Here is a 20,444-nt window from a genome sequence, read left to right as displayed (position 1 = left end):
GACGGAAGCGACTCTATGACAAAGGACAGTTGGTTCGGCGTTCGCCAGGAATTTGTTGTGGGGCTCGGTGAAAGTTCGCCTGAAGCGAGTCGCCGTCGTAGGGAGAACGTCTCGCAGCCGGTTCTATGACGCGTCGATGGTCTTCGAGGTATAGCCGTACGAGGCGATCTCGATGAGGTTCCCGTCGGGGTCGCGGACGTAGACGCTGGTCATGAGCCCCAGAGCACTCGTCTTCTCGACCGGCCCTCGATCGGCACCCCTTCACCGTCAGTCGGGCCGCCACCCGCTCCAGCGGGCTCGTGGTGATCAGGCACAGGTCGGCCGTGCCCGGGGCCGGGTGCAGTGCGTGCGGGCTGAACTCGCGCCCGCCCGGTGAAGGTTGATTTTGTTGCGGCCGAAGACCAGGGCGTCGCGGCCCTCGCCGAAGGTGACCGCGTCCATGCCCAGGACGTCGCGGTAGAAGGCGATGGTCCGGGGAATGTCGGCCACCGTCAGCACGAAGAGGAATGCCCGCCGGTCAGGATGGGTGATCTGGCCGGTGAAGCGGTCGCGGAACCGGGTCAGGTCGAAGTAGGTGGCGGCGCGGTCGCAGGAGGCGTATGCGTACACGAGCCGTTCCGCGTCATCGCCGATGGCGGCTCGCAGGATGGCGCGCTCTGACCGGTCGAGAAAGCCGTAGGCGGCGTGCAGCAGGCCCGCCGACCAGACCTCCTCGGGGGCGCCGCACTCGTCCAGAAAGGCGTCGGCGGCACCGTGATTGGTGAGGAAGTCGGTCGGTCTCGTGCCGTGGTCGTTCCCCAGCAGTCAGAAGCGGGCGCGTTCCCGCCACGACGTCCAGATCCCCTTGTCCCCGAAGATCTCCAGGTCGCCCTCGCGCCGGTTCAGCAGTGCCAGGAACAGGTCGGTCGCAGGCCCCCTCACCGCCAGGTCGCCCTTCCCATGCCCCAGCCCCCAGACCACCCGGTCCTCCTCGCCGCGCAGCATCCACTCGCCGGGCACGTCGGTCGTGTGCAGGTGGACGGTCACCCCCGGGTCGAGGGTCGGCCGGGTCGAGGCGACGGTGTCGATCCACTCTTCGATGCCGTCGGCGGCCAGTTCGGGTGCGAGGTCGTAGGGCAGGCCGAGGGCGAAGGCGGCGTCGGCGCGGTGCATCGTCGCCTCGTGGAGGCGGCGGCGTACCCACCACTCGGCCGGGCGGGGGCCCGAGAACGTCCACACGTACGTGTCCGGGCCGATCGCGTCGACGGCGCTCTGCAGGATGCGGGGGCCTTCGGCGAACCAGGCCAACGCGCCCTCGAGGTCAGCCGGGGGTTTGCCGTCGCGGACCTCGCGCGGGTCGAGGTACTCGCCGACCCGGTCGCTGATGATCTGGGCCGACCAGCGGTCGCCCCGGCCTACGTGGCGGAAGAGCTGCTTGAGGGTCCAGCCGGGGCAGGTCGGGACTTCCGTCGTCTCGTCGGCGTCGGCGAGCAGGTCAGCGAAGCGGGCGTTCTGGTCGATCAGGGCGGTCATGTGATCCATGGGCACGATCATCCCCGGTCGGCTCGCCGTCCGACAGGAACAGCAGGCCCGTGCCGGGGTGCCGGAGGGTGGCGCGGATGCGGCGGGCCAGCGCCGCCTCGGTCAGGCCGCCGATCTCATCGAGGGCGACGAAGCGGACTTCGGCGATCTCCTCGTCGACGAAGCGGATCGCGGCCACGTCGTCGGGGTTCAGGACGCCACCGTCGAAGAGGAAGGCCAGCAGCGGGCGGCGGTCGGGGCGGGCCGGGCGGACGTCGATGCTGAGCAGGTCACCCACCGGGCGGTCGAGGCCGAGCTCCTCGCGGAGTTCCCGGCGGGCCGCCGCCGCGGGTGTCTCGCCGCCGCCGACCTCGATCACCCCGCCGGGGATGTCCCAGTCGTTCTTGTACGTCGTCCGCACCAGCAGCACCCTGCCGTCGTCGTCGGTGAAGAGCACACCGGCGGCGGAGATGGCGACCGGGAGGGCGGCGTACCACGCGGGGAGATTCACCGGGCGATGCTACAGCCGCCGGGCGGGATGGACCCCGACGTTCAGCACGGCCCTGTCATCCAGCGGCCGGGAGAGTTCGACGGTGAACGGCGTGGGTGGATTGCCCTGGCATGTCACGATTTCGCCCCACTGTCCTTCCCGGACCGCCACGGTCAGCCGGACCTCCTCGTCGGTCTCCTCCAGCTCGACCAGTTCGATCCGCCCCGCCGCCGACTGGCCGCTCGCGCACGCCCGCTCGGTGACCAGCAGGTTCAGGCGGGTGCCCGACGCCGATCCGAGGGCGACGTCGGCGGGCCCCAGGCCGGGGACGACCCGCTTCAGGTCGCAGCGGGTGGAGGTGTTCAGCATCCACCCGCCGCCCGGGAGCCGGCGCTCGATCGACAGGTACTGGTGGGTGCTGTCGCCGGAGTCCGCGCGGACGGGCTCGTCGATCTCGCGGATCAGGGCCACCCGATCGGCGCTCTCCTCGACGATGTGCCACTTCTCCAGTTCTTCGACCCGCCCGACCTCCTGCCCTTGCAGCGCGGCCCTGCCGTCAGGCCCCAGTCGCGTCGCCGGCGGGCCGGTCAGCTGGGCCAGGGGGACGGGATGTCCGTTGCAGGCGTAGGCGTAGGCGTGGGTGGGTTCGGGGGCGCCGCACCCGGCCACGAGCAGGAGGGCCGGCAGGAATCGCTTCATGGTGATAATTCGGAATCGTTTGACATATGCCAATAGTCGCGGGTCGCGACGGCCAATCCCGCCTCGTCGAACGTCACGAACACGCACCCCGCCAGGTCGCCCTCGCGGGCGCGCACCCGGAACTCGACGACCGCGGTGTCGCCGTCGACCAGCGGCTCCCCGAACTCCACGGCCAGCACGTCTTCTTCGGAGAACGACCACGTCAGATAGTCCCTGAGCGCGTCGAGGCCCCGGTGCGGCTCGCGGAAGGGCATCGAGCGGTGGACGATGCCCGGGGCGTACAGGGAGAGAAGAAGGTCGACGTCGTGGGCGGCCCAGCCGGTCTGCCAGGTCTGGGCGAAGCGGCGGGCGATCTCCCTGGTGTTCACCCGCCGAAGCCTAAGCTGAGGGAATGGTGGTGGGGACGTCCGGCTGGCAGTACGCCGACTGGCGCGGAGTGCTCTATCCGCCCGGCCTGCCGCAGAAACGCTGGCTGGAACACTACGGCGAGGAATTCGGCACCGTCGAGAACAACGGCGCCTTCTATCGGCTGCCCCGGCGCGAGACCTTCGAAGAATGGCACGACCGCACGCCCGACGATTTCGTCATGGCGGTCAAGGCGAGTCGCTATCTGACTCATGTCAGACGACTCAGAGACCCGAAGGAACCGGTGGGGCGTCTGATGGGAGTGGCCGAGGGGCTCGGCGACAAACTCGGGCCGATCCTCATCCAGCTGCCGCCCACTCTGCGCTATGAGGAAGACGCCCTCGACGACTGCCTGAAATGTTTTCCGAAAGGCGTCGAGCTGGCCGTCGAACCGCGCCACGAATCGTGGTGGAACGACGACGTGCGGCGAATTCTGGAAAGGCGGTCGGCCGCCCTGGTCTGGAGCGACCGGCTCGGCCGGCTCCAGGGGCCGCTGTGGCGGACGACGACCTGGACCTATGTGCGCTTTCACGAGGGAACGTCGAAGAAGCACCCGCCCGAATACGGCGACCGGGCGATGAAGACCTGGCTCGAAAGGCTTCCCGAAGACGGCTACGTCTACTTCAACAACGACCCCACCGGCGCGGCGGTGCGAAATGCCCGCCGGTTTCTGCAGTTGGCGACAAAATAGGACGTATGCGCACAATGACGCTGTGGCGTCCCACCGGCCCCGAGGAACTGGAGCTGGTCCGCCGGTCGGGCTTCACCGCGTGGCCCCCGAGGCTGCCCGAGCAGCCGATCTTCTATCCGGTCCTCAACGAGGACTACGCCGTCAGGATCGCCCGTGACTGGAACGTCGCGGCCTCCGGCGTCGGCTACGTCACCCGATTCGAGGTGGACGCCGAGTTCGCCGAGCGCTACCCGGTTCAGCAGGCCGGCGGCGAGACGATCCTCGAACTGTGGGTCCCGGCCGAGGACCTCGACGAGTTCAACCGGCACATCGTGGGCCTGATCGAGGTCGTCCACGAGTTCCGCGCCGCATGAGGCTGCTGGGGCCGGCCGAGCTCGACGCCTCCTCCGTCGTCGCCAACAACGCCATGAACCGGGGCCGCCGGCTGCGCGCCTACTCCCGTGAGCTGGGCCTGAACCTGCCCGAAGCCGTCAGCGGGAAGACGTGGCTGGACCTGTGCTGCGGTGAGGGCCACGCGCTGGCCGAGGCCGCGATGCTCGGCGCCGACGTCACCGGGGTCGACCTGGTCGGCCATTTCGCCGTGCCTCCCGGAAAGGGCCTGGAACTGGTCGTCGCGTCCATTCCCGGCTGGCGGCCAGAAAAGCGATACGACCTCGTCACCGTCGTCCACGGCCTCCACTACCTCGGCGACAAGCTCAGGGCGCTCACCGACATCGCCGGATGGCTCACCGAGCACGGCAGATTCGTGGCCAACTTCGACGTCGCCTCCGTCGAGGCCGGATCGCGCCGGAAGCTGCTGGCCGCGCTCAGAAGCCGGGGGTTCGTCTACGACCCCAGGAACAAGCGCGTCTCGCGCACCGGCCCCGCCGTGGTCGAGCTGCCCTACGAATACCTGGGCGCCGACGACACGGCCGGGCCCAACTACACCGGCCAGCCGGCCGTCGTCTCCCACTACCGGGCATAGCCGAACCCGTACCGGATCAGGAGGTTCATCGACCATGTCACCGGCGACGCCTTACGGGGTGGACGACCATCGGAGCGGTGTGCAGGCGGTCCTGGGCTCGCTCAGCCCGGCGGCCATCTTCATCGTGGCCACGATCAAGCCGACGGGGCACCAGGCGGTCAGGGAGCTGGGCGAAGACCTGGCCGGGCTGCTGCGGACGGTCGGGTTCCGGTCGCTGGACCCCGGGCTGTCGTGCGTGCTGGGCCTCGGCTCAGAGTTCTGGGACCGGCTCTTCCCGGGGCTGCCGAAGCCCGCGGGGCTGCACCCGTTCCAGGAGATCCGGGGCGCCCACTACGCGCCCTCGACGCCGGGCGACCTGCTGATCCACATCAGGGCCAACCGTCACGACCTCTGCTTCGAGCTGGCCGGGCTGATCATGGACCGGCTCAGGGACGCGGTCGCGAGCGCCGACGAGGTGCACGGCTTCCGCTACTTCGACGCCCGCGACCTGCTCGGCTTCGTCGACGGGACCGAGAACCCCACCGGGAACCTGGCCTACGACTCGGTGCTCATCGGCGACGAGGACCCCGACTACGCGGGCGGCTCCTACGTCCTGGTCCAGAAGTACGTCCACGACCTGGCCACCTGGAACCGGCTCGCCACCGAAGACCAGGAGAAGGTCATCGGCCGCCACAAGCTCTCCAACGTCGAGCTCGACGACGACGTCAAGCCGCCGAACGCGCACAACGCCCTCACGGTCATCGAGGAGGACGGCAAGGAGCTGAAGATCCTGCGCGACAACATGCCGTTCGGCAACGCCTCGCGGGGCGAGTTCGGCACCTACTTCATCGGCTACGCGCGGACCTCCGGCCTGCTGGAGCGCATGCTGACCAACATGTTCATCGGGGACCCGCCCGGCAACTACGACCGGATCCTCGACTTCTCCACCGCGCTGACCGGTTCCCTCTACTTCGTCCCCTCAGGTGCCTTCCTGGAAGACCCGCCGGAGCCCGTGTCGTCGGGCCGGCTGATCATCGGTGACCTCAAGGGAGTGCCGCAGATATGAACAACCTCCATCGGGAGCTGGCCCCGATCTCCGACGCCGCCTGGGCGCAGATCGAGGAGGAGGCCGCCCGTACCTTCAAACGGCACATCGCCGGACGCCGGGTGGTCGACGTGCACGGCCCCGACGGAACCGAACTGTCGGCCGTGTCGACCGGACACACGACCCCGATCCAGCCGCCCGCGACCGGCGTCCAGGCCCGGCAGCGTGAGGTGTCCCGGCTGGTCGAGCTGCGCCGGCCGTTCGAGCTCGACCGGGAGGCGGTCGACGACGTCGAGCGCGGCTCCAACGACTCCGACTGGCAGCCCGTCAAGGACGCCGCCGCCGCGCTGGCCATCGCCGAGGACCGGGCCGTCTTCGAGGGGTACGGCCCCGGCCAGATCTCCGGCGTCATCCCGCTCAGCGCGCACGCGCCGCTGGTGCTCCCGGCCGACGTGCGGGGCTATCCCGACGCCATCGCGCAGGCCCTCGGCATCCTGCGCATGGCCGGGGTCGACGGCCCCTACTCGGTGCTGCTGTCGGCCGACGCCTACACCGGGGTCGCCGAGACGGCCGACCACGGCTATCCGGTGCTGGAGCACCTCCAGCGGTTCGTCTCGGGCGACATCATCTGGGCCCCGGCGATCAGCGGCGCGGTCGTGCTCACCACCCGGGGCGGCGACTTCGACCTGCACCTCGGGCAGGACGTCTCCATCGGATATCTGAGCCATACCGACGCCACGGTGACGCTCTATCTCCAGGAGTCGTTCACCTTCCTGCCGTTCACGGCTGAGGCCGCCATTCATTTGACGAGTCCGTAATTGGTTCTTCGGCAATTATTGACAGGTCAACGGATACCCACCAGTATTGCCCGGACGGGGCGGGGGCCACAGCTTTAAACACGGGGAGACATGCGGGTATTCGTCGTGGACGAAGATAGTCAGACGGCGGCCGAGATCGAGGCGGCGCTGGCGAAAAGCGGATATTCGGTCACGGTCGGATCCGACCGGACGGCGACACTCGGATATGACGTCGTCTTTCTCGGCGTACGGGGCGACGACGGGACCGAGGCGTGCCGGGAGATCCGGCGGGTCAGCGATGTGCCGATCATCGTCCTGTCGGCCCGCGACGACCGGGCCGAACGGGTCCGCGGGCTGCGCGCCGGTGCGGACGACTACCTGGTCAAACCCGTCTGCATGGAGGAGCTGGAGGCCCGCCTGGAGGCGGTCCTGCGGCGCACCCGGGGCGGCAAGACCGACGTGCTGCAGGCGGGCGACATCCAGATCGACGCGCGGCGTTATCTGGTCTGGCGCGACGGCCGCAATGTGCCGCTCACGCCGAAGGAGTTCGCGTTACTCCGGCGGCTCGTGCAGACGCCCGGCGAGGTCGTCACCAAGCAGACGTTATTGCTGGAGAACTGGAAGGACCTGAGCCGCTCGGCGGCGCGCACTCTCGACGTCCACATCGCGCATCTGCGGGCCAAACTCGGCGAGCCGAATGTCGTGGAAACGGTGCGCGGAGTGGGGTACCGGTTGGTGCCCTGAAAATACTGGCAGTTGTTGCCAGGAGCGTTCCAACGGCTTCTGGGGTGTGATGTGCCCATGAGAAAGAAGCCGTTCCGGCTGTTAAGCGCTCCACTGCTCGCCCTCACGATGGTCCTGTCCGTCATGAGCTCGCCCGCCAGGGCCGACTCCGACCCGCTGATCGCCCTCCAGTGGGAGCTGGCCCGCACCACGTACACCCTGGTCGAGGCCCTGAACCACCCCCACCCCGCCCTCGGCAGGGCGGCCCGGTCGCAGAGCATCTCGGTCGACATCGCCGCCCCGCGCTACGAGGTCTTCGCGATCTACTCGAACTTCGAGAACCACATCGGCGCGAACCCGCTGCTCCAGCGGGTGGTCGTCCACTCCGACACCACCTCCGGCGGGGTCCGCACCGTCAACCAGACCGCGATCGAGAACACGCCGCTCCAGCCGGGGCTGCCCGCGACCCCGATCAACACCCACGCCCAGCAGCGGATCAACGCGGCCGGCTACTTCTACGAGGTCGACTCGTGGACGCTGCCCAACGTCATCACCCACCAGACGATCACCTTCGAGGACCTCGGCGCGGCCGGGACCCGGGTGACCGAGAACCTGAGGTTCGAGGCGAGCGTCCTGCTGATCGACTACACGGTCTCGCAGGGCGTCATGGCCCACCAGGGCATCCAGTCGGTGTTCAAGCAGCGCATCGAGAGCGGTTACTACGGCTAGTCCTGCGGGTGCACCGCCAGGGCGCCCGCCGCGTTGCGGATCGCGAACGTCACGCTGCCGGCCCGGTAGCGGTCGTCGGACCACTCCGCCGGGCGCCCCTCCCGCGTCGTCGTCACCCGCCGCTGCCGCAGCAGCGGCCCGCCCCGCCGCACTCCGAGCAGGCGGGCGTCCTCCGTCCCGGCCGCGACGGCGTCGATCAGATGCTCCCCGTACGCGAACACCAGCCCGCTCGACTCGTAGAGGGCCCGCGTGACCGAGTCGCAGTCAGCGGGTAACCGCTCGACCGCGGGGGCGAGCCAGCCGGCGTACACGGTCCGTTCCAGCAGCACCGCGACGCCGTCGAGGCGGCGCAGCCGCAGCACCTGCAGCACCGTGTCGCCGACGGTCAGCCCGAGCCGGGCCGCCTCGGCGGCGCCCGCGACGCGGCGGCGCTGGTCGATCACCTGGCCGGTCACCTCGTGCCCGGCGGCCCGCGCCCACTCCGCGAAACTGTGCAGCACCGCGAAGTTCTGGCTGCGTTCGCGGCCCAGCACGATCCGTCTGGCACCCTGGCGGGAGCCCACCAGCCCTTCGGCGGTCAGCACCGCGACGGCCTGGCGGATCGTCCCCCGCGCGACCTTGTGCCGGGCGGCCAGCACCGTCTCCGAGGGCAGGGGCGCGCCGACCGGGAGCTCACCGCCGAGGATGGCCGCCCGGAGCTCGTCGGCGATGCGCGCGTAACGCGGGTGCACGGCGGCTCCCAGCTCTCTGCGTACAGGGACGGCCCTCACCGTACGGTCAACGAAACGTTCGGAAAAGTAGGTGTTTAGCCATTTGACGAATGGCCTCCGACTGTTCACCGGCAGGACGGTGGCGGGCGATGTGGCGTCCCTAGCTTGTTTGAACAAGTTCTGTGCACATCGCTCCAGTGGGAGTTCACCGTGGTCTCTTCCCGAGTCCGTCTCACCGGCCTCACCGCCGGTCTGCTGATCGCCGTCGCGGCCTGTGGGTCCGCGCCCGGTACCGAGGCAACCTCCACGTCCTCCGCCGCCGCCCCGGGTGGCGCCGCCGCGGTCGACGCCCGTACCGCCACCTCGGCCGCCGACTTCGGCGGGGTCGACAAGCTGTACGAGGCGGCCAAGGCCGAGGGCAAACTGCACGTCATCGCGCTGCCGCCCGACTGGGCCAACTACGGCGAGATCCTGGCCGCGTTCAAGGCCAAGTACCCCGGCATCGAGATCGAGGAGGAGACCCCCGACGCCTCCTCCGCCGACGAGATCAACGCGGTGAAGACCCGCAAGGGCCAGGACCGCGCCCCCGACGTCCTGGACGTCGGCCAGTCGTTCGCGATCAGCGGCGCGGCCGAGGGCCTGTTCGCGCCGTACAAGGTCGAGAACTGGGACAAGATCCCCGAGGGCCAGAAGGAGTCGACCGGCCTCTGGTTCAACGACTACGGCGGCTACGTCTCCATCGGCTGCGACGCCAAGAAGATCGCCGCCTGCCCGCAGACCTTCGCCGACCTGCTCAAGCCCGAGTACAAGGGCAAGGTCGCGATGAACGGCAACCCGACCAAGTCGGGCTCGGCCTTCGCCGGCGTATACGCCGCCGCGCTCGCCAACGGCGGTTCGTTCGACGACATCCAGCCCGGCATCGACTTCTTCAAGAAGCTCAAGGACGCCGGCAACTTCAACCCGGTCGAGACCACCCCGGCGACCATCGAGAAGGGCGAGACCCAGATCTCGATCGACTGGGACTACAACAACGCCGCCTACGCGCCGATCATGGCCGGCAAGGGCCTCGACTGGAAGACCGTCATCCCCAGCGACGGCAAGTACTTCCAGCTCTACGCCCAGGCCATCAACAAGGACGCCCCCCACCCGGCCGCCGCGCGGCTGTGGCAGGAGTTCCTCTACAGCACCGAGGGCCAGAACCTGTACCTGAAGGGCTTCGCCCGCCCGGTCCTGCTGCCCGCGATGATCGCCGACGGCTCGGTCGACCAGGCCGCCTCCGCCGCCCTCCCGCCGGTCGACGGCGAGCCTGCCTTCCCGACGCCCGACCAGGTCACGAAGGCGAACGAAGCCGTCGCCTCGGGCTGGGGCGCCGCGGTCGCGGGCTGATGGCCGGTCTCACGGGTTCCCGGCGCCGCGGTGGCGGCGCCGGGTGGCTGGCGGCGGCCCCGCTGCTCGTCGTCACCCTGATCGCGTTCGGCATCCCCACGGTGGTGCTGGGCGTCGGCGCGTTCTCGGTCAAGGGCGGCGGGTTCGGGTTCGACAACCTGTCGGCGACGATGCAGGAGCCGTACATCGGGGCGCTGTGGAGCAGCGTCAAGCTGTCGGCCGTCGTCGCGATCCTCGGCGCCGTCCTCGGGGCGTTCCTCGCGCAGGCGGTGCTGACCTCGCGGTCGGGGCTGCTGCGGGAGGCCGTGCTGACCGCGTCCGGGGTGCTGGCCAACTTCGGCGGCGTGCCGCTCGCCTTCATCTGGATCGCCACGCTGGGCAACTCCGGCGTGGTCACCGCCGCCCTCGGCCTCGGCTCGGGCGTGCTCTACAACTTCTGGGGCCTGGCCCTGGTGTACCTCTACTTCTCCATCCCGCTGATGGTGCTCGTCATCGCCCCCGCGCTCGACGGGCTCAAGCCGCAGTGGCGGGAGGCCGCGCTGAACAACGGCGCGTCCACCTGGCAGTTCTGGCGGCACGTCGGCATCCCGGTGCTCGGCCCCGCGCTGCTCGGCGGGGGCGTGCTGCTGTTCGGCGGCGCGTTCGCCGCCTACGCGACCGCCGCCGCGATGGTCGGCGCGTCGGTGCCGCTGGTGACGCTGCAGATCGCCGACGCCCTCACGGGCAACGTCCTGATCGGGTACGAGAACATCGCCCTCGCGCTGTCCGTCGACATGATCGTGATCGCGCTGCTGGTGATGGCCGTCTACCTGCCGCTGCAGAAGAGGAGCTCCCGATGGCTGGCGTGACGTGGCGGCGTCTGACGCTGGGCGTGGCGGCGGTCTACTTCCTGGTGCCGCTGGCCATCGCGGTCTGGTTCACCGTCTACAACGAGTCGCTGGGCTTCTCCCTCGGCGCGTACGGCCGGATCGTGTCGGCCCCCGGCTTCGGCGAGAGCCTGCTCAAGTCGCTGCTGCTGGGCGCCGCGGTGATCGTGCTGGTCCTGCTCCTGGCGCTGCCGGCCCTGCTGGCCGTACGTCTCGGGGCCCCCGGCCTGCGCCCGGTGCTGGAGACCATCACGACGCTGCCGCTCATCGTGCCGCCGATCACCTACGTGGTCGGCATCGCCAACGCCCTGCGCGGCGGCACCGACGCCCTGGCGGCCACGCCGTTCTGGCAGACCCTCATCTCCATCCAGGACGAGGACTTCCCCGTCGTCCTGGTGCTGGCGTACGTCATGCTCGCGCTGCCGTTCGCCTACCGTTCGCTGGACACCGGCCTGCGGGCCGTCGACGTGCGGACCCTCGTGGAGGCGGCCCGGAACCTGGGCGCCTCGTGGCCGTACGTGCTGTTCCGGGTGATCCTGCCGAACCTGCGCTCGGCCGTGGCCGGCGCCTCGTTCCTCAGCCTGGCGCTCGTCATGGGCGAGTACACCATCGCGGCCCTCATGGGCTACCGCACCTTCCCGGTGTGGATCGTCACCGTCTCCGGCAGCGACGGCCAGCTCTCGGTCGCGCTGTCGGTGCTCAGCCTCGGCCTGATCTGGCTGCTGTTGCTCACCCTCTCGGGAGCGGGAAGGAAGTCGAAATGACCGTTGAACTCCGTGAGCTGCGCCGTTCGTTCGGCGGCACGGTCGCCCTCGACGGCCTCAGCCTGACCATCGAGCAGGGCGAGCTGATCGCCTTCCTCGGCCCGTCGGGCTGCGGGAAGACGACCGCGCTGCGCTGCGTGGCCGGGTTCGAACGCCCCGACACCGGCGCCGTGTTCATCGACGGCGCCGACGTCACCCGGGTCCCCGCCAACCGGCGCGACGCCGGGATGGTGTTCCAGAGCTACTCGCTGTTCCCCAACCTGAACGTGCGCGACAACGTCGCGTTCGGGCTGCGGGTCCGGCGGCGGCCGACCTCCGAGCGCCACAGCCGGGCCGCCGAGCTGCTGGAACTCGTCGGCCTCGGCGGCTTCGGCGAGCGCTACCCGCACCAGCTCTCGGGCGGCCAGCAGCAGCGGGTGGCCCTGGCCCGCGCCCTGGCCCTCCAGCCCAAGGTGCTGCTGCTCGACGAACCGCTGTCGGCGCTCGACGCCAAGGTGCGGGTCAACCTCCGCGAGGAGATCCGCCGCCTCCAGCTCGAACTCGGCATCACGACCATCTTCGTCACCCACGACCAGGAGGAGGCCCTCTCGGTCGCCGACCGGGTCGCGGTGCTCAAGTCGGGCCGCCTGGAGCAGGTGGCCCCTCCGGCGGAGGTGTACGACCGCCCGGCGACCCCGTTCGTCGCGGAGTTCGTCGGCACGATGAACCACCTGCCGGGCCGCGTGTCCGGGGAGACGGTCGAGGTCTTCGGCCATTTCCTCCCGCTCGACGGCGCCGCCCCCGGCGAGGAGGTCGACGTCCTGGTCCGGCCGGAGGCCGTGCGGGTGAGCCCGTCGGAGGAGGGTCGCGGGTTCATCCTCGCCTCGTCGTTCCGGGGCTCCATCGCCCGGCTGCGCGTCCAGCTCGACAGCGGCGGCGAGGTCCTGGCCGACGTCCCGGGCCACGAGGCCGTCCGCCTCGCGCCGGGCCTCAAGGTCGACGTCACCCTGGTCGAACGCCCGGTCCTGACGGCGCCACGGACGGCGGTCGCCGCCCCGGTGGAGCCGGTCGCCTGAACCGCGCGGGCCGATCGCCACCCAGGCGATCGGCCTCGACGGACGTCCGCACGAGCCACCACATCTGCGTGACCAGCAGGACGTCGAGCGGTATCGACACGATGAACCACGAGTGCGCGAAGACCCCGCCGATGAGCAGCACCGCGCTATAGGCCCAGCCGAGCCACAGCACCGAACGGCTCCACCGCCCGTCCATGGTCTGGGCCAGCAGCACCAGCGCCACCCAGAACCACGAGATGGGCGTCTCGGCGGGATAGACGACCACCCCGACCAGGCCGAGGAACACCCGGGCGACCAGCGGCGCCGAGGTCAGCAGGACCGGCAGCATGACCGGCACCGCCAGTTCGAGCACGACCTCGACGGCGGGTTCGACCGCGCGCGGCAGCGGCAGCAGGTCGTCCAGCTCGACGAAGTTCGCGAACCCCAGCCAGACGGCCACGCGGAAGCAGCGTTGCCGCACGTCTCGTGGCCAGCGGGCGCGCAGCAGCTCCCACGCCACGTGGGCGCGCGAAGCGAGCAGCAGGGCCGACATGACACCGGCGATCCAGTAAACGGGGAGCTCCGGCCACAGGGATCTCCAGGCCGCGACCTGCAGGGCGAGGGTGTCCAGCGTCGCGGCCACCACCAGGCCGTACACGAGGAACCCGAGGAGCCGCCTCACGCGGGCACGACCTTTCCCACCGGGCGGCGATCGGCCTCGCGGGCGGTGCGCGGCCACCAGCGGGTCAGGACGCCCAGGTCCATGGCCACGAAGACATAGACCGGCCGGCCGTCAGCGACGATCCACACCCGGGTCACTTGTGCACGACCCGCTCCGTAGAGCGGCCGGGGAAGGCCACGATCAGGTGCTGTTCGGCCTTCAGGCCCGGAACGGCCAGGTCGCGGGTGTAGACGCGCATCCGCTGGCGGCCCTCGCCGATCTCGTCCAGAAGGTTTCCGTCGCGCAGCGCCACGGAGCCGTGGGAGCGCAGCGGGACCTCGACGACGCTGCGCCACCCGCCGGCCCGCAGGGGCGGCGGCCGCTTCACCGTCTTGTACGTCAGGCACACCCCCTGCACGCCCGCTCCGACGGCGACCGGCTCCTCGTCGAGCCAGCCGGGCGGGCCGTCGTGCAGGCGATGGGTGACGACGCGGTAGCCCTCGCCGGGCTTCTCCAGCAGATGGGGCACAGTGGGGAACTGCCCGCCTGACCGGACGCGCGGCCAGGGATCGGCGCAGGCCGCGTGGAGCGCGTCGATGACGGTCCGGCCGAGCAGCAGGCCCGGCGCCACCGCCGCCACCCGCTCGGGGCACAGGTAGACCAGTCGCTCCATGGTGCCGCCGTAGAGCGTTTCGGCGGCGCAGAGGGCCCGCCCCTCCGCCAGCAGGGCCGCGTCGGGCCGCCGGTCGTCGTGGCGGGTGAGGCACAGGTAGGCCTTCTCCCGGTCGTGCGGCAGGGTGGTGACGTACTCCTTCCCGAGTACCGTCCAGGGCTCGCAGCCGGCGACGGGGTCGGCGGAGTCCTCTTCGCCGCTCGTCAGCGCGTTGACGACCAGCACCTCGTCGACGGCCCCCGCCGGAGGACGCAGGGCCGCCACGGCCGCCGTCCCCGCCACCACCGAGGCCAGCACGACCGCGCCCAGCCGGAACGCGAGCGGCGCGGCCGGTGCGGCCGCGTGGTCGCGGCCCAGGTCGGCGGCGGTGTGGGCCAGCCACAGCGCCTGGATCACCGCGAAGGCGTCCAGCAGCAGCAGCAGCCAGGCGGGGCTCGTGTCATACGTCGTGAACCGAACCGGCAGCAGGCTCATCGCGCCGGCGTGGACGAGCGCGGCCAGGCCGAGCCCCCAGGTGACCGGGCTCCACCGGCAGAACACCTGGAACAGCACCACCGCGATCGGCCAGACCAGCATCACGCCCGGCAGCTCCACCAAGAGCGGCAGGACGCACGCGGCCACCCCGACGGCCGCGACGACCACCCGGACCGCCAGGGGCACCTGCCGGAATACCAGGGGCAGCAGCGCGAGCACCGGAAGACTCACCAGGTAGGCGGCGTATCCGGCGACCAGGGAGACGGCCGGGCCCAGCACGAACAGGACGGCGTTCAGATAGAGCAGGAACCGCAGCACCCGCGTCCAGGGCGGCCCCTGGAAAGGCGGGCGGACCAGCACCGTCCAGATCACCCAGCCGCGTAACCCGGCCGCGAGCAGCACCAGGACCACCAGGAGCGAAGAGGCGGAGTCGTGGTGCTCCCAGACGGTCACGAAGAAGAAGACGTGCCAATCCCCGGTGAGTATCGCCCACGCGAGAGCGCCGAGCACGGCGACGGAATAAATGCCGACAATTACCGTCGCAATTCGAATGGACACGTCATTCCCCGGCTATTGACGACAGGGCGACGATCTTAGCGCTATTTATCCGGACGAATAAGGATTACCGACCGGGAAGGCGAGTGGTGATCTCCTGGAGATACCACCCGTTCCCGTCGGGGTCGTCGAACGACAGGAACGACCCGTAGGTGGCGCGGCCGGGGGCCGGGCCGGAGACCCGCGCCTGTCCGCCGCCGTGGTGGAAGATCCCGCCCTCGTCGTGGAAGACCTCACTCGGGTTCGCACCCCGGGCGGCCAGTTCGGCCCGCGCGGCCTCGATGTCGTCGACGATCAGGTGCAGACCCCGCGCCGAGCCGGGCGGCGCCGAGGTGACCCCGGTGCCGAAGATGATCGAGCAGGGCGACCCGGGCGGGGTGAACTGGATGACGCGGAAATCGTCTCCCGTGACGATGTCGGCGTCTTCGCGCCAGCCCAGCGCGGCGTAGAAGCTCTTCGCCCGGTCCACATCGGCGACGGGCAGGACGATGACCTCGAGTTTCATGTCCACTGTCGATGTCCCCTTCTCTCGACGTCCGCCGAGACCTCTCAGCGGACCCCTCTCACCCGGAACTGGATGCTGATCCGCGGGCCCCGCGCCTTCGCCGACTTCGGGATGGCGTGTTCCCACGTGCGCTGGCAGCTGCCGCCCATCACGATCAGATCGCCGTGGCCCAGGTCGTGGCGGATGGTCGGGCCGCCGCCCTGGGGCCGCAGCAGCAGCGCCCGGGGGGTGCCGACCGAGACGATCGCGACCATCGTGTCTTCGGTCGAGCCCCGGCCGATGCGGTCGCCGTGCCAGGCCACGCTGTCGCGGCCGTCGCGGTAGAGGCACAGGCCGGCCGTGCGGAACGGCTCGCCGAGCTCCTCGCGGTAGTGGTCGTCGAGCATCGCCTTGGCCTGGTCGAGCAGGGGGTCGGGCAGGCGCTCGCCCTCGTCGTAGAAGGCGAGGAGGCGGGGGACGTCGACCACGTTGTCGTACAGGCGGCGGCGTTCGGCCCGCCAGGGGACGGTGTCGGCGAGGCGGGTGAAGAGGGCGTCGGCCCCGGAGATCCAGCCGGGGCGGACGTCGATCCAGGCGCCGTCAGACAGAAGGGTGCGGTGGACGTGGCCGCCGAGCGGCCCCGGCCCTTCGTGGTCGGCCGTCGCGTCGAGCAGCGACGGCTGGAACACTGCGCTCATAGTCCGTCAGGATATCAAACACCTGTTCGATCATGAGGAAAGCCCGCAGGTGGCGGCGATGCCGGCCGGGAGCGGATAGGGACGCTCGACCGGGAGTTCGGCCGCACGGGAGTCGGCCGGGAGCGCGTGGATCCGGTGGGCGAGGGCGGTCACGTCCTCGATCCCGACGATCCACTCGTCCACGTACCGGTCCACCGCCTCGCGCGACAGGCCCATCTGCAGCGAGCGGTGCGGCAGCGCGTGCAGGGCGGGCGAGCGCTCCGGATCCCACTGGATCCGGACCGGCCGGTGCCGGGTCGCCGTCCACGCCGCCCGGTCGTGGTGGACGGCCGAGTCGAAGTGGCTGAGCCCCGAATGGGCCAGCGCCCATTCGAACCCCTCCCGGGTGATCGTGACGGCCAGCACGCGCTCCTGGCCGGGCTTGGTCGCCCAGCCGGAGCGGTACATCATCCACAGGAACGACGGCTTCACCCAGGTCATCCGGTTCCGGTTGTAGGAGGGCGCGAACCGGCCGTGAGTGGCGGCGTACTCACCGATCTCGGGGTTGTAGGCCTGGTAGACGGTGATCGTGCGCTCGTCGTGGCGGGCCCTGATCTGCCGCAGCGGAATCATGCGGCACAGTCTTCATATCGGGCTTTCCGCCCGCAACGCGAATTCGCTCAGCAGGCCCGCGTAGGGCTTCGGCGGGGGAGCGGCGTACTCGCCCTTTCTGCTGGTGGTGACGCCGAGCCGGACGAGCGACTCGGCCAGGGTCACCGCAGCCTGGACCCCGTCGATCACCGGGGCGTCGATCCGGCGCGCGATCTCCTTCGTGTACGCCCCCATCCCCGCGCACCCGAGCACGATCGCCTCGGAACGGTCGTGCCGCAGCGCGGCCTCGGCGACCTCCGCGACCAGGTCGCAGGCCTCGTCGTCGAGGTCGAGGACCGGGATCTCGCACGCGTGCACCCCCCGGCACGCCCGCGCGCAGCCGTAGCGGTCGGCCAGGTCCAGGGCCCGCTGGACGGTCCGGCCCAGGGTCGTGACCACGCTGAAGCTGCGGCTGACCAGGGTCGCGACGTGCATGGCCGCCTCGGCGACGCCGACCACCGGGCCGTCGGCTACCTCGCGGGCGGCGTCCAGGCCCGGATCGCCGAAGCAGGCGATCACGTAGGCGTCGGCGCCGTGCAGTTCGGTCAGGATCCCCGGCACGGCCAGCGCCTCGTCGTAGTGGCTCTCGATCGAGGCCGGGCCCATGGCCGGGCTGACCGCGGTGACGTGGGCCGACACCTCCCGGGCGCACGCGCCGATGAGCTCGGTCATGTCCCGGGAGGTGTTGGGGTTGATCACCTTGACGTGGGTCACCCGGCGTCCACCAGGATCCGGGGGCTGCGCCGCTCGAAGGCGATGAAGGCCACGAAGCCGAGCCCGCACCCGATGAACCACGAGTAGTCGGCGATCCACAGACCCGACCCGATCAGCTTCGGCACGATCACCGACAGGATCGCCGGGATGCCGCTGGCCAGCATCGCGTAGATCGCGTTCGGGTTGTAGCCGCCGCTGAAGTAGTAGCGCCCGGTCGGCGACATGGTGAACATGGCGTCCACGTCGACGTACTGCCGGCTGATCACGTAGTAGCCCGCGATCAGGATCCCGAACAGCGGCCCGATCAGCGCGCCGAGCACGCCGAGCGTGTAGTGGATGGCGTCGGGGTTGCTGTACCAGTTCCAGGGCGTCAGCAGGACCGACCCGACCGCGGCGATCATGCCGCCCATCCGCCACGAGATCTTCTGCGGCGACACGTTGGAGAAGTCGAACGCCGGCGAGATGAAGTTGGCCACGATGTTGATCCCGATCGTGGCGATGACGAAGGTCAGCCCGCCGAGCAGGATCGCGAACGGCGTGTCGATCCGCTCGACCGTGTGGATCGGGTCGGTGATCAGCTCACCGAACACCGGCACCGTCGCCGAGGCGGTGATGACCGTCAGGATCGAGAAGAACAGGAAGTTCACCGGGAGCCCGAGCAGGTTGCCGCGCTTGACGGCGTCGAACGACCTGCCGTACCGCGAGAAGTCGCCGAAGTTCAGCATCGGCCCCGAGAAGTACGACACCACCAGGGCGATCGCGCCCAGCATGACCGGGATCGACTCGGCGAACCCGAGGCTCTCGCCCGCGCTCAGGTCGAGCGAGATGTTCTCCCACCCGGCCTCGCCGACCAGGTAGACGGCCAGCACGACCATGACGACGTACACGGCGGGACCGGCCCAGTCGATGAACCGGCGGATCGCCTCCATGCCTTTCCAGAACACCGCCGCCTGGGCTACCCAGAGGATGGCGTAGCAGATGTACCCGAGGGGCGACAGGCCGAGGAAGGTCGACTCGTTGAGCGCGGCCGTCGACGGCCAGAACTTGAGGAAGATGATCAGGAGCGACTGCGAGGCGAGGTAGGTCTGCACGCCGTACCAGGCGATCGCGATCGCGCCCCGCACGATGGCGGGGATGTTCGCGCCGAGCACCCCGAAGATCGCCCGGTTGATGACCGGATAGGGCACGCCCGTGACCTGGCTGGGCTTGGCGACCAGGTTGCAGAAGACCTGGACGATGACGATGCCGACGAGCAGGGCGAGCAGCACCTGCCACGACGCCAGTCCGAGCGCGAACAGCGAACCGGCGGTGACGTAACCGCCGACGCTGTGTACGTCGGACATCCAGAAGGCGAAGATGTTGTAGGACGACCAGGTCTGCTTCTTCAGCGGAGCGAGGTCCTCGTTCGCGAGGCGGGGATCGTAGCCGGGTTTGATGAGGCCTGTTTGGACGTCGGTCATCACAGCTTCCTCGGGGGTATCGTGATGGTGTTAAGCAATCACTTAACGCTCGACCCGTTTCGCCGTTGTTAACCCGCTGTGACAATCGGTAAGGAGCCATGGAAGCCGAGGCCCTCGGAACAGAACAGCTCGGGGCCCGGCTACGTGAGCTGCGCCGGCGGTCCGGGCTGTCCCTGCGCGCCGTCGCCAGGGAACTCGGCATCTCCCCGTCGGCCGTCTCGCAGATCGAACGCGGCCTCATGCGCCCGTCGGTCTCCCGGCTGATCGCCTACGTGACCGCGATCGGCGTCCCGCTCGCCGACGTGTTCGACCCCGCCGACGTGAAGCCGGTGGCCTTCGCCGTCCGGCGGGCCGGGGAGGTCGCGCCCATCCTGCTGAGCGGCGGCATCACGTTCCGGCGCCTGTCGCCGTCGCCCACCCCCGACGTCGAGTTCTTCGAGTCGACCTATCCGCCGCTGTCGATCTCCAACGCGCACGGCCAGTTCCTCAAGCACGACGGTTACGAGGTCGGCACGGTCACCGCCGGGGAGCTGACCGTCGAGTTCGAGTCGGAGACCGTCACCCTCGGCCCCGGCGACTCGGTCACCTTCCCGTGCGACCGCCCCCACCTGATCGGCAACCGGTCGGCCGAGGTGACCGCCGTGGCGACGTGGCTGATCGTGCACCGCTGAGAACCTTTTCCCGCGCGGGCCGGTAGCAGGGGTATGACACGACGAATTCTGGCCGCCCTGGCGGTCGTCGCCGCCGTCTTCCTCCCGGCGCTCCCCGCGAACGCCGGCGCGTGGGCGGTGACGGAACTCGACACCTTCCCCCGGGCGATCGAGCCGGGGGCGACGTACACGATCGGCTACTGGGTCCTCCAGCACGGGACGCACCCCTTCGAGGGGCCCGCGTCCGAGATGCAGACGGGGCTGCGCCTCACCGACGGGGTGAAGGTGCTCGACTTCCCCGGCACGCGGCTGGCCGAGCCGGCCCACTACGCCGCCACGATCCAGGTGCCCGAGGGCACGTGGAAGCTCGAAGGGGTGCAGGGGATCTTCGCGCCGTACAACCTCGGTCAGCTGACCGTGCCGGGCGGCCTGGAGGTCGCGCCCCCGCCGTTCCCGAGCCAGACCGGCGGGACCGTGACCGACTACTGGGGGCCGGTGAAGCCGCCGGGCTTCCCGTGGGACGCCGAGCACGTCGTGAAGGCGGGCACCACCGCCATGGCCCCGGCCCCCTCACGCTCGGCCGACCCCGCCCCGGCCCCGGCCGCCGCGGCGGCTCCCGCACCGGCGGAGCGCGCGGACGAGGGCCTGCCGTGGGGCTGGGCG

The 20,444-nt window shown here is 70.2% G+C and carries 27 protein-coding genes; 13 read left to right on the top strand and 14 right to left on the bottom strand.

The features are described from left to right. Nucleotides 1-306: 306 nt before the first annotated feature. The 5 genes from FDA94_RS41335 to FDA94_RS11700 form a co-directional block, all read right to left on the bottom strand. On the bottom strand, nt 307-735 hold the full coding sequence (locus tag FDA94_RS41335) for a DUF6817 domain-containing protein (protein ID WP_484083251.1): 429 nt from the start codon (nt 733-735) through the stop codon (nt 307-309). A 69-nt stretch (nt 736-804) separates the two neighbouring features. Further along, nucleotides 805-1,521, bottom strand: a complete 717-nt coding sequence (locus FDA94_RS11715; RefSeq protein ID WP_137247094.1) for a maleylpyruvate isomerase family mycothiol-dependent enzyme — start codon at nt 1,519-1,521, stop codon at nt 805-807. Further along, nucleotides 1,475-2,011 carry an NUDIX domain-containing protein gene (locus FDA94_RS11710; RefSeq protein ID WP_137247093.1) on the bottom strand — a complete coding sequence of 179 codons (537 nt, stop codon included), beginning with the start codon at nt 2,009-2,011 and terminating at the stop codon, nt 1,475-1,477. The genes FDA94_RS11715 and FDA94_RS11710 overlap by 47 nt, the downstream gene beginning before the upstream one ends. 9 nt (nt 2,012-2,020) lie before the next feature. After that, nucleotides 2,021-2,689: a hypothetical protein gene (locus FDA94_RS11705; protein WP_137247092.1), complete on the bottom strand. Its 669-nt coding sequence runs from the start codon at nt 2,687-2,689 to the stop codon at nt 2,021-2,023. Then, a complete protein-coding gene (locus FDA94_RS11700) occupies nt 2,686-3,057 on the bottom strand; it encodes a nuclear transport factor 2 family protein (protein WP_137247091.1) in 372 nt (123 codons plus the stop codon). The genes FDA94_RS11705 and FDA94_RS11700 overlap by 4 nt, the downstream gene beginning before the upstream one ends. A 68-nt stretch (nt 3,058-3,125) precedes the next feature. Between FDA94_RS11700 and FDA94_RS11695 the strand changes: the two genes are divergently transcribed. From FDA94_RS11695 to FDA94_RS11665, 7 genes are all read left to right on the top strand, one after another. Beyond that, a complete protein-coding gene (locus FDA94_RS11695; RefSeq protein WP_246059779.1) occupies nt 3,126-3,785 on the top strand; it encodes a DUF72 domain-containing protein in 660 nt (219 codons plus the stop codon). A 5-nt stretch (nt 3,786-3,790) separates the two neighbouring features. Beyond that, nucleotides 3,791-4,138 carry a hypothetical protein gene (locus FDA94_RS11690; RefSeq protein WP_137247089.1) on the top strand — a complete coding sequence of 116 codons (348 nt, stop codon included), beginning with the start codon at nt 3,791-3,793 and terminating at the stop codon, nt 4,136-4,138. After that, nucleotides 4,135-4,749: a class I SAM-dependent methyltransferase gene (locus FDA94_RS11685; protein ID WP_137247088.1), complete on the top strand. Its 615-nt coding sequence runs from the start codon at nt 4,135-4,137 to the stop codon at nt 4,747-4,749. Before FDA94_RS11690 ends, FDA94_RS11685 begins: the two co-directional genes overlap by 4 nt. 34 nt (nt 4,750-4,783) lie before the next feature. Further along, the gene (locus FDA94_RS11680) at nt 4,784-5,794 is read left to right on the top strand and encodes a Dyp-type peroxidase (RefSeq protein ID WP_137247087.1); all 1,011 of its coding nucleotides are present in this window, start codon (nt 4,784-4,786) and stop codon (nt 5,792-5,794) included. After that, the gene (locus tag FDA94_RS11675) at nt 5,791-6,591 is read left to right on the top strand and encodes a family 1 encapsulin nanocompartment shell protein (protein WP_137247086.1); all 801 of its coding nucleotides are present in this window, start codon (nt 5,791-5,793) and stop codon (nt 6,589-6,591) included. Before FDA94_RS11680 ends, FDA94_RS11675 begins: the two co-directional genes overlap by 4 nt. A gap of 90 nt (nt 6,592-6,681) precedes the next feature. Beyond that, entirely contained in the window at nt 6,682-7,314 is a 633-nt protein-coding gene (locus FDA94_RS11670; RefSeq protein WP_137247085.1) for a response regulator transcription factor, read from the top strand. Nucleotides 7,315-7,371: 57 nt separating this feature from the next. Then, nucleotides 7,372-8,022, top strand: a complete 651-nt coding sequence (locus tag FDA94_RS11665; RefSeq protein ID WP_137247084.1) for an SRPBCC family protein — start codon at nt 7,372-7,374, stop codon at nt 8,020-8,022. Here the strand turns inward: FDA94_RS11665 and FDA94_RS11660 are convergent. Next, entirely contained in the window at nt 8,019-8,753 is a 735-nt protein-coding gene (locus FDA94_RS11660) for a GntR family transcriptional regulator (RefSeq protein WP_137247083.1), read from the bottom strand. The two genes, FDA94_RS11665 and FDA94_RS11660, sit on opposite strands and share 4 nt — an antisense overlap. Nucleotides 8,754-8,942: 189 nt before the next feature. Between FDA94_RS11660 and FDA94_RS11655 the strand changes: the two genes are divergently transcribed. The 4 genes from FDA94_RS11655 to FDA94_RS11640 are packed head-to-tail and all read left to right on the top strand — an operon-like array spanning nt 8,943 to nt 12,803. Continuing rightward, the gene (locus FDA94_RS11655; protein WP_137247082.1) at nt 8,943-10,118 is read left to right on the top strand and encodes an ABC transporter substrate-binding protein; all 1,176 of its coding nucleotides are present in this window, start codon (nt 8,943-8,945) and stop codon (nt 10,116-10,118) included. Continuing rightward, nucleotides 10,118-10,966 (top strand): ABC transporter permease, encoded by an 849-nt coding sequence (locus FDA94_RS11650; protein WP_137247081.1) that lies wholly within the window; start codon nt 10,118-10,120, stop codon nt 10,964-10,966. Before FDA94_RS11655 ends, FDA94_RS11650 begins: the two co-directional genes overlap by 1 nt. Beyond that, entirely contained in the window at nt 10,954-11,748 is a 795-nt protein-coding gene (locus FDA94_RS11645) for an ABC transporter permease (RefSeq protein WP_137247080.1), read from the top strand. Before FDA94_RS11650 ends, FDA94_RS11645 begins: the two co-directional genes overlap by 13 nt. Further along, nucleotides 11,745-12,803, top strand: coding sequence for an ABC transporter ATP-binding protein (locus FDA94_RS11640; protein ID WP_137247079.1), 1,059 nt, complete (start codon nt 11,745-11,747; stop codon nt 12,801-12,803). Before FDA94_RS11645 ends, FDA94_RS11640 begins: the two co-directional genes overlap by 4 nt. Here the strand turns inward: FDA94_RS11640 and FDA94_RS11635 are convergent. The 8 genes from FDA94_RS11635 to FDA94_RS11605 all read right to left on the bottom strand — a co-directional run bounded on the left by FDA94_RS11635 (nt 12,730) and on the right by FDA94_RS11605 (nt 19,131). Continuing rightward, complete coding sequence (locus FDA94_RS11635; RefSeq protein WP_137247078.1) at nt 12,730-13,464, bottom strand: hypothetical protein; 735 nt, start codon at nt 13,462-13,464, stop codon at nt 12,730-12,732. The genes FDA94_RS11640 and FDA94_RS11635 overlap by 74 nt on opposite strands. Then, nucleotides 13,461-13,592: a hypothetical protein gene (locus FDA94_RS41065; protein WP_281286564.1), complete on the bottom strand. Its 132-nt coding sequence runs from the start codon at nt 13,590-13,592 to the stop codon at nt 13,461-13,463. Before FDA94_RS41065 ends, FDA94_RS11635 begins: the two co-directional genes overlap by 4 nt. A 5-nt stretch (nt 13,593-13,597) precedes the next feature. Further along, nucleotides 13,598-15,100, bottom strand: coding sequence for a hypothetical protein (locus FDA94_RS11630; RefSeq protein ID WP_137247077.1), 1,503 nt, complete (start codon nt 15,098-15,100; stop codon nt 13,598-13,600). A gap of 112 nt (nt 15,101-15,212) precedes the next feature. Beyond that, entirely contained in the window at nt 15,213-15,650 is a 438-nt protein-coding gene (locus tag FDA94_RS11625; protein ID WP_246059778.1) for a VOC family protein, read from the bottom strand. Nucleotides 15,651-15,694: 44 nt separating this feature from the next. After that, nucleotides 15,695-16,327, bottom strand: a complete 633-nt coding sequence (locus tag FDA94_RS11620) for an alpha-ketoglutarate-dependent dioxygenase AlkB (RefSeq protein WP_137247075.1) — start codon at nt 16,325-16,327, stop codon at nt 15,695-15,697. A gap of 30 nt (nt 16,328-16,357) precedes the next feature. Continuing rightward, nucleotides 16,358-16,939 (bottom strand): DUF4291 domain-containing protein, encoded by a 582-nt coding sequence (locus tag FDA94_RS11615; protein WP_170990891.1) that lies wholly within the window; start codon nt 16,937-16,939, stop codon nt 16,358-16,360. Nucleotides 16,940-16,951: 12 nt separating this feature from the next. Continuing rightward, the gene (locus FDA94_RS11610; protein ID WP_246059777.1) at nt 16,952-17,671 is read right to left on the bottom strand and encodes an aspartate/glutamate racemase family protein; all 720 of its coding nucleotides are present in this window, start codon (nt 17,669-17,671) and stop codon (nt 16,952-16,954) included. After that, the gene (locus FDA94_RS11605) at nt 17,668-19,131 is read right to left on the bottom strand and encodes an NCS1 family nucleobase:cation symporter-1 (RefSeq protein WP_137247073.1); all 1,464 of its coding nucleotides are present in this window, start codon (nt 19,129-19,131) and stop codon (nt 17,668-17,670) included. The genes FDA94_RS11610 and FDA94_RS11605 overlap by 4 nt, the downstream gene beginning before the upstream one ends. Nucleotides 19,132-19,229: 98 nt before the next feature. On the opposite strand from FDA94_RS11605, the gene FDA94_RS11600 reads away from it, so the two are divergent. Further along, entirely contained in the window at nt 19,230-19,802 is a 573-nt protein-coding gene (locus FDA94_RS11600) for a helix-turn-helix domain-containing protein (protein WP_137247072.1), read from the top strand. Nucleotides 19,803-19,835: 33 nt separating this feature from the next. After that, a partial coding sequence (locus FDA94_RS39865) for a hypothetical protein (protein WP_212735283.1) occupies nt 19,836-20,444 on the top strand: 609 nt, incomplete at its 3' end.

Source organism: Herbidospora galbida (assembly GCF_005233835.1).
Taxonomy (GTDB): domain Bacteria; phylum Actinomycetota; class Actinomycetes; order Streptosporangiales; family Streptosporangiaceae; genus Herbidospora; species Herbidospora galbida.
The sequence above is the reverse complement of the archived record's forward strand: the minus strand, read 5'-3'. Positions and strand labels throughout refer to the sequence as shown.

What these genes read in the sequence shown, in the direction of transcription:
- FDA94_RS11620 (WP_137247075.1), bottom strand. Translation starts at nt 16,327, where the DNA reads ATGAGCGCAGTGTTCCAGCCGTCGCTGCTCGACGCGACGGCCGACCAC.
- FDA94_RS11600 (WP_137247072.1), top strand. Translation starts at nt 19,230, where the DNA reads ATGGAAGCCGAGGCCCTCGGAACAGAACAGCTCGGGGCCCGGCTACGT.
- FDA94_RS11685 (WP_137247088.1), top strand. Translation starts at nt 4,135, where the DNA reads ATGAGGCTGCTGGGGCCGGCCGAGCTCGACGCCTCCTCCGTCGTCGCC.
- FDA94_RS11605 (WP_137247073.1), bottom strand. Translation starts at nt 19,131, where the DNA reads ATGACCGACGTCCAAACAGGCCTCATCAAACCCGGCTACGATCCCCGC.
- FDA94_RS11665 (WP_137247084.1), top strand. Translation starts at nt 7,372, where the DNA reads ATGAGAAAGAAGCCGTTCCGGCTGTTAAGCGCTCCACTGCTCGCCCTC.
- FDA94_RS11625 (WP_246059778.1), bottom strand. Translation starts at nt 15,650, where the DNA reads ATGAAACTCGAGGTCATCGTCCTGCCCGTCGCCGATGTGGACCGGGCG.
- FDA94_RS11645 (WP_137247080.1), top strand. Translation starts at nt 10,954, where the DNA reads ATGGCTGGCGTGACGTGGCGGCGTCTGACGCTGGGCGTGGCGGCGGTC.
- FDA94_RS11715 (WP_137247094.1), bottom strand. Translation starts at nt 1,521, where the DNA reads ATGGATCACATGACCGCCCTGATCGACCAGAACGCCCGCTTCGCTGAC.
- FDA94_RS11690 (WP_137247089.1), top strand. Translation starts at nt 3,791, where the DNA reads ATGCGCACAATGACGCTGTGGCGTCCCACCGGCCCCGAGGAACTGGAG.
- FDA94_RS11675 (WP_137247086.1), top strand. Translation starts at nt 5,791, where the DNA reads ATGAACAACCTCCATCGGGAGCTGGCCCCGATCTCCGACGCCGCCTGG.
- FDA94_RS11650 (WP_137247081.1), top strand. Translation starts at nt 10,118, where the DNA reads ATGGCCGGTCTCACGGGTTCCCGGCGCCGCGGTGGCGGCGCCGGGTGG.
- FDA94_RS11670 (WP_137247085.1), top strand. Translation starts at nt 6,682, where the DNA reads ATGCGGGTATTCGTCGTGGACGAAGATAGTCAGACGGCGGCCGAGATC.
- FDA94_RS11615 (WP_170990891.1), bottom strand. Translation starts at nt 16,939, where the DNA reads ATGATTCCGCTGCGGCAGATCAGGGCCCGCCACGACGAGCGCACGATC.
- FDA94_RS11680 (WP_137247087.1), top strand. Translation starts at nt 4,784, where the DNA reads ATGTCACCGGCGACGCCTTACGGGGTGGACGACCATCGGAGCGGTGTG.
- FDA94_RS11640 (WP_137247079.1), top strand. Translation starts at nt 11,745, where the DNA reads ATGACCGTTGAACTCCGTGAGCTGCGCCGTTCGTTCGGCGGCACGGTC.
- FDA94_RS11705 (WP_137247092.1), bottom strand. Translation starts at nt 2,689, where the DNA reads ATGAAGCGATTCCTGCCGGCCCTCCTGCTCGTGGCCGGGTGCGGCGCC.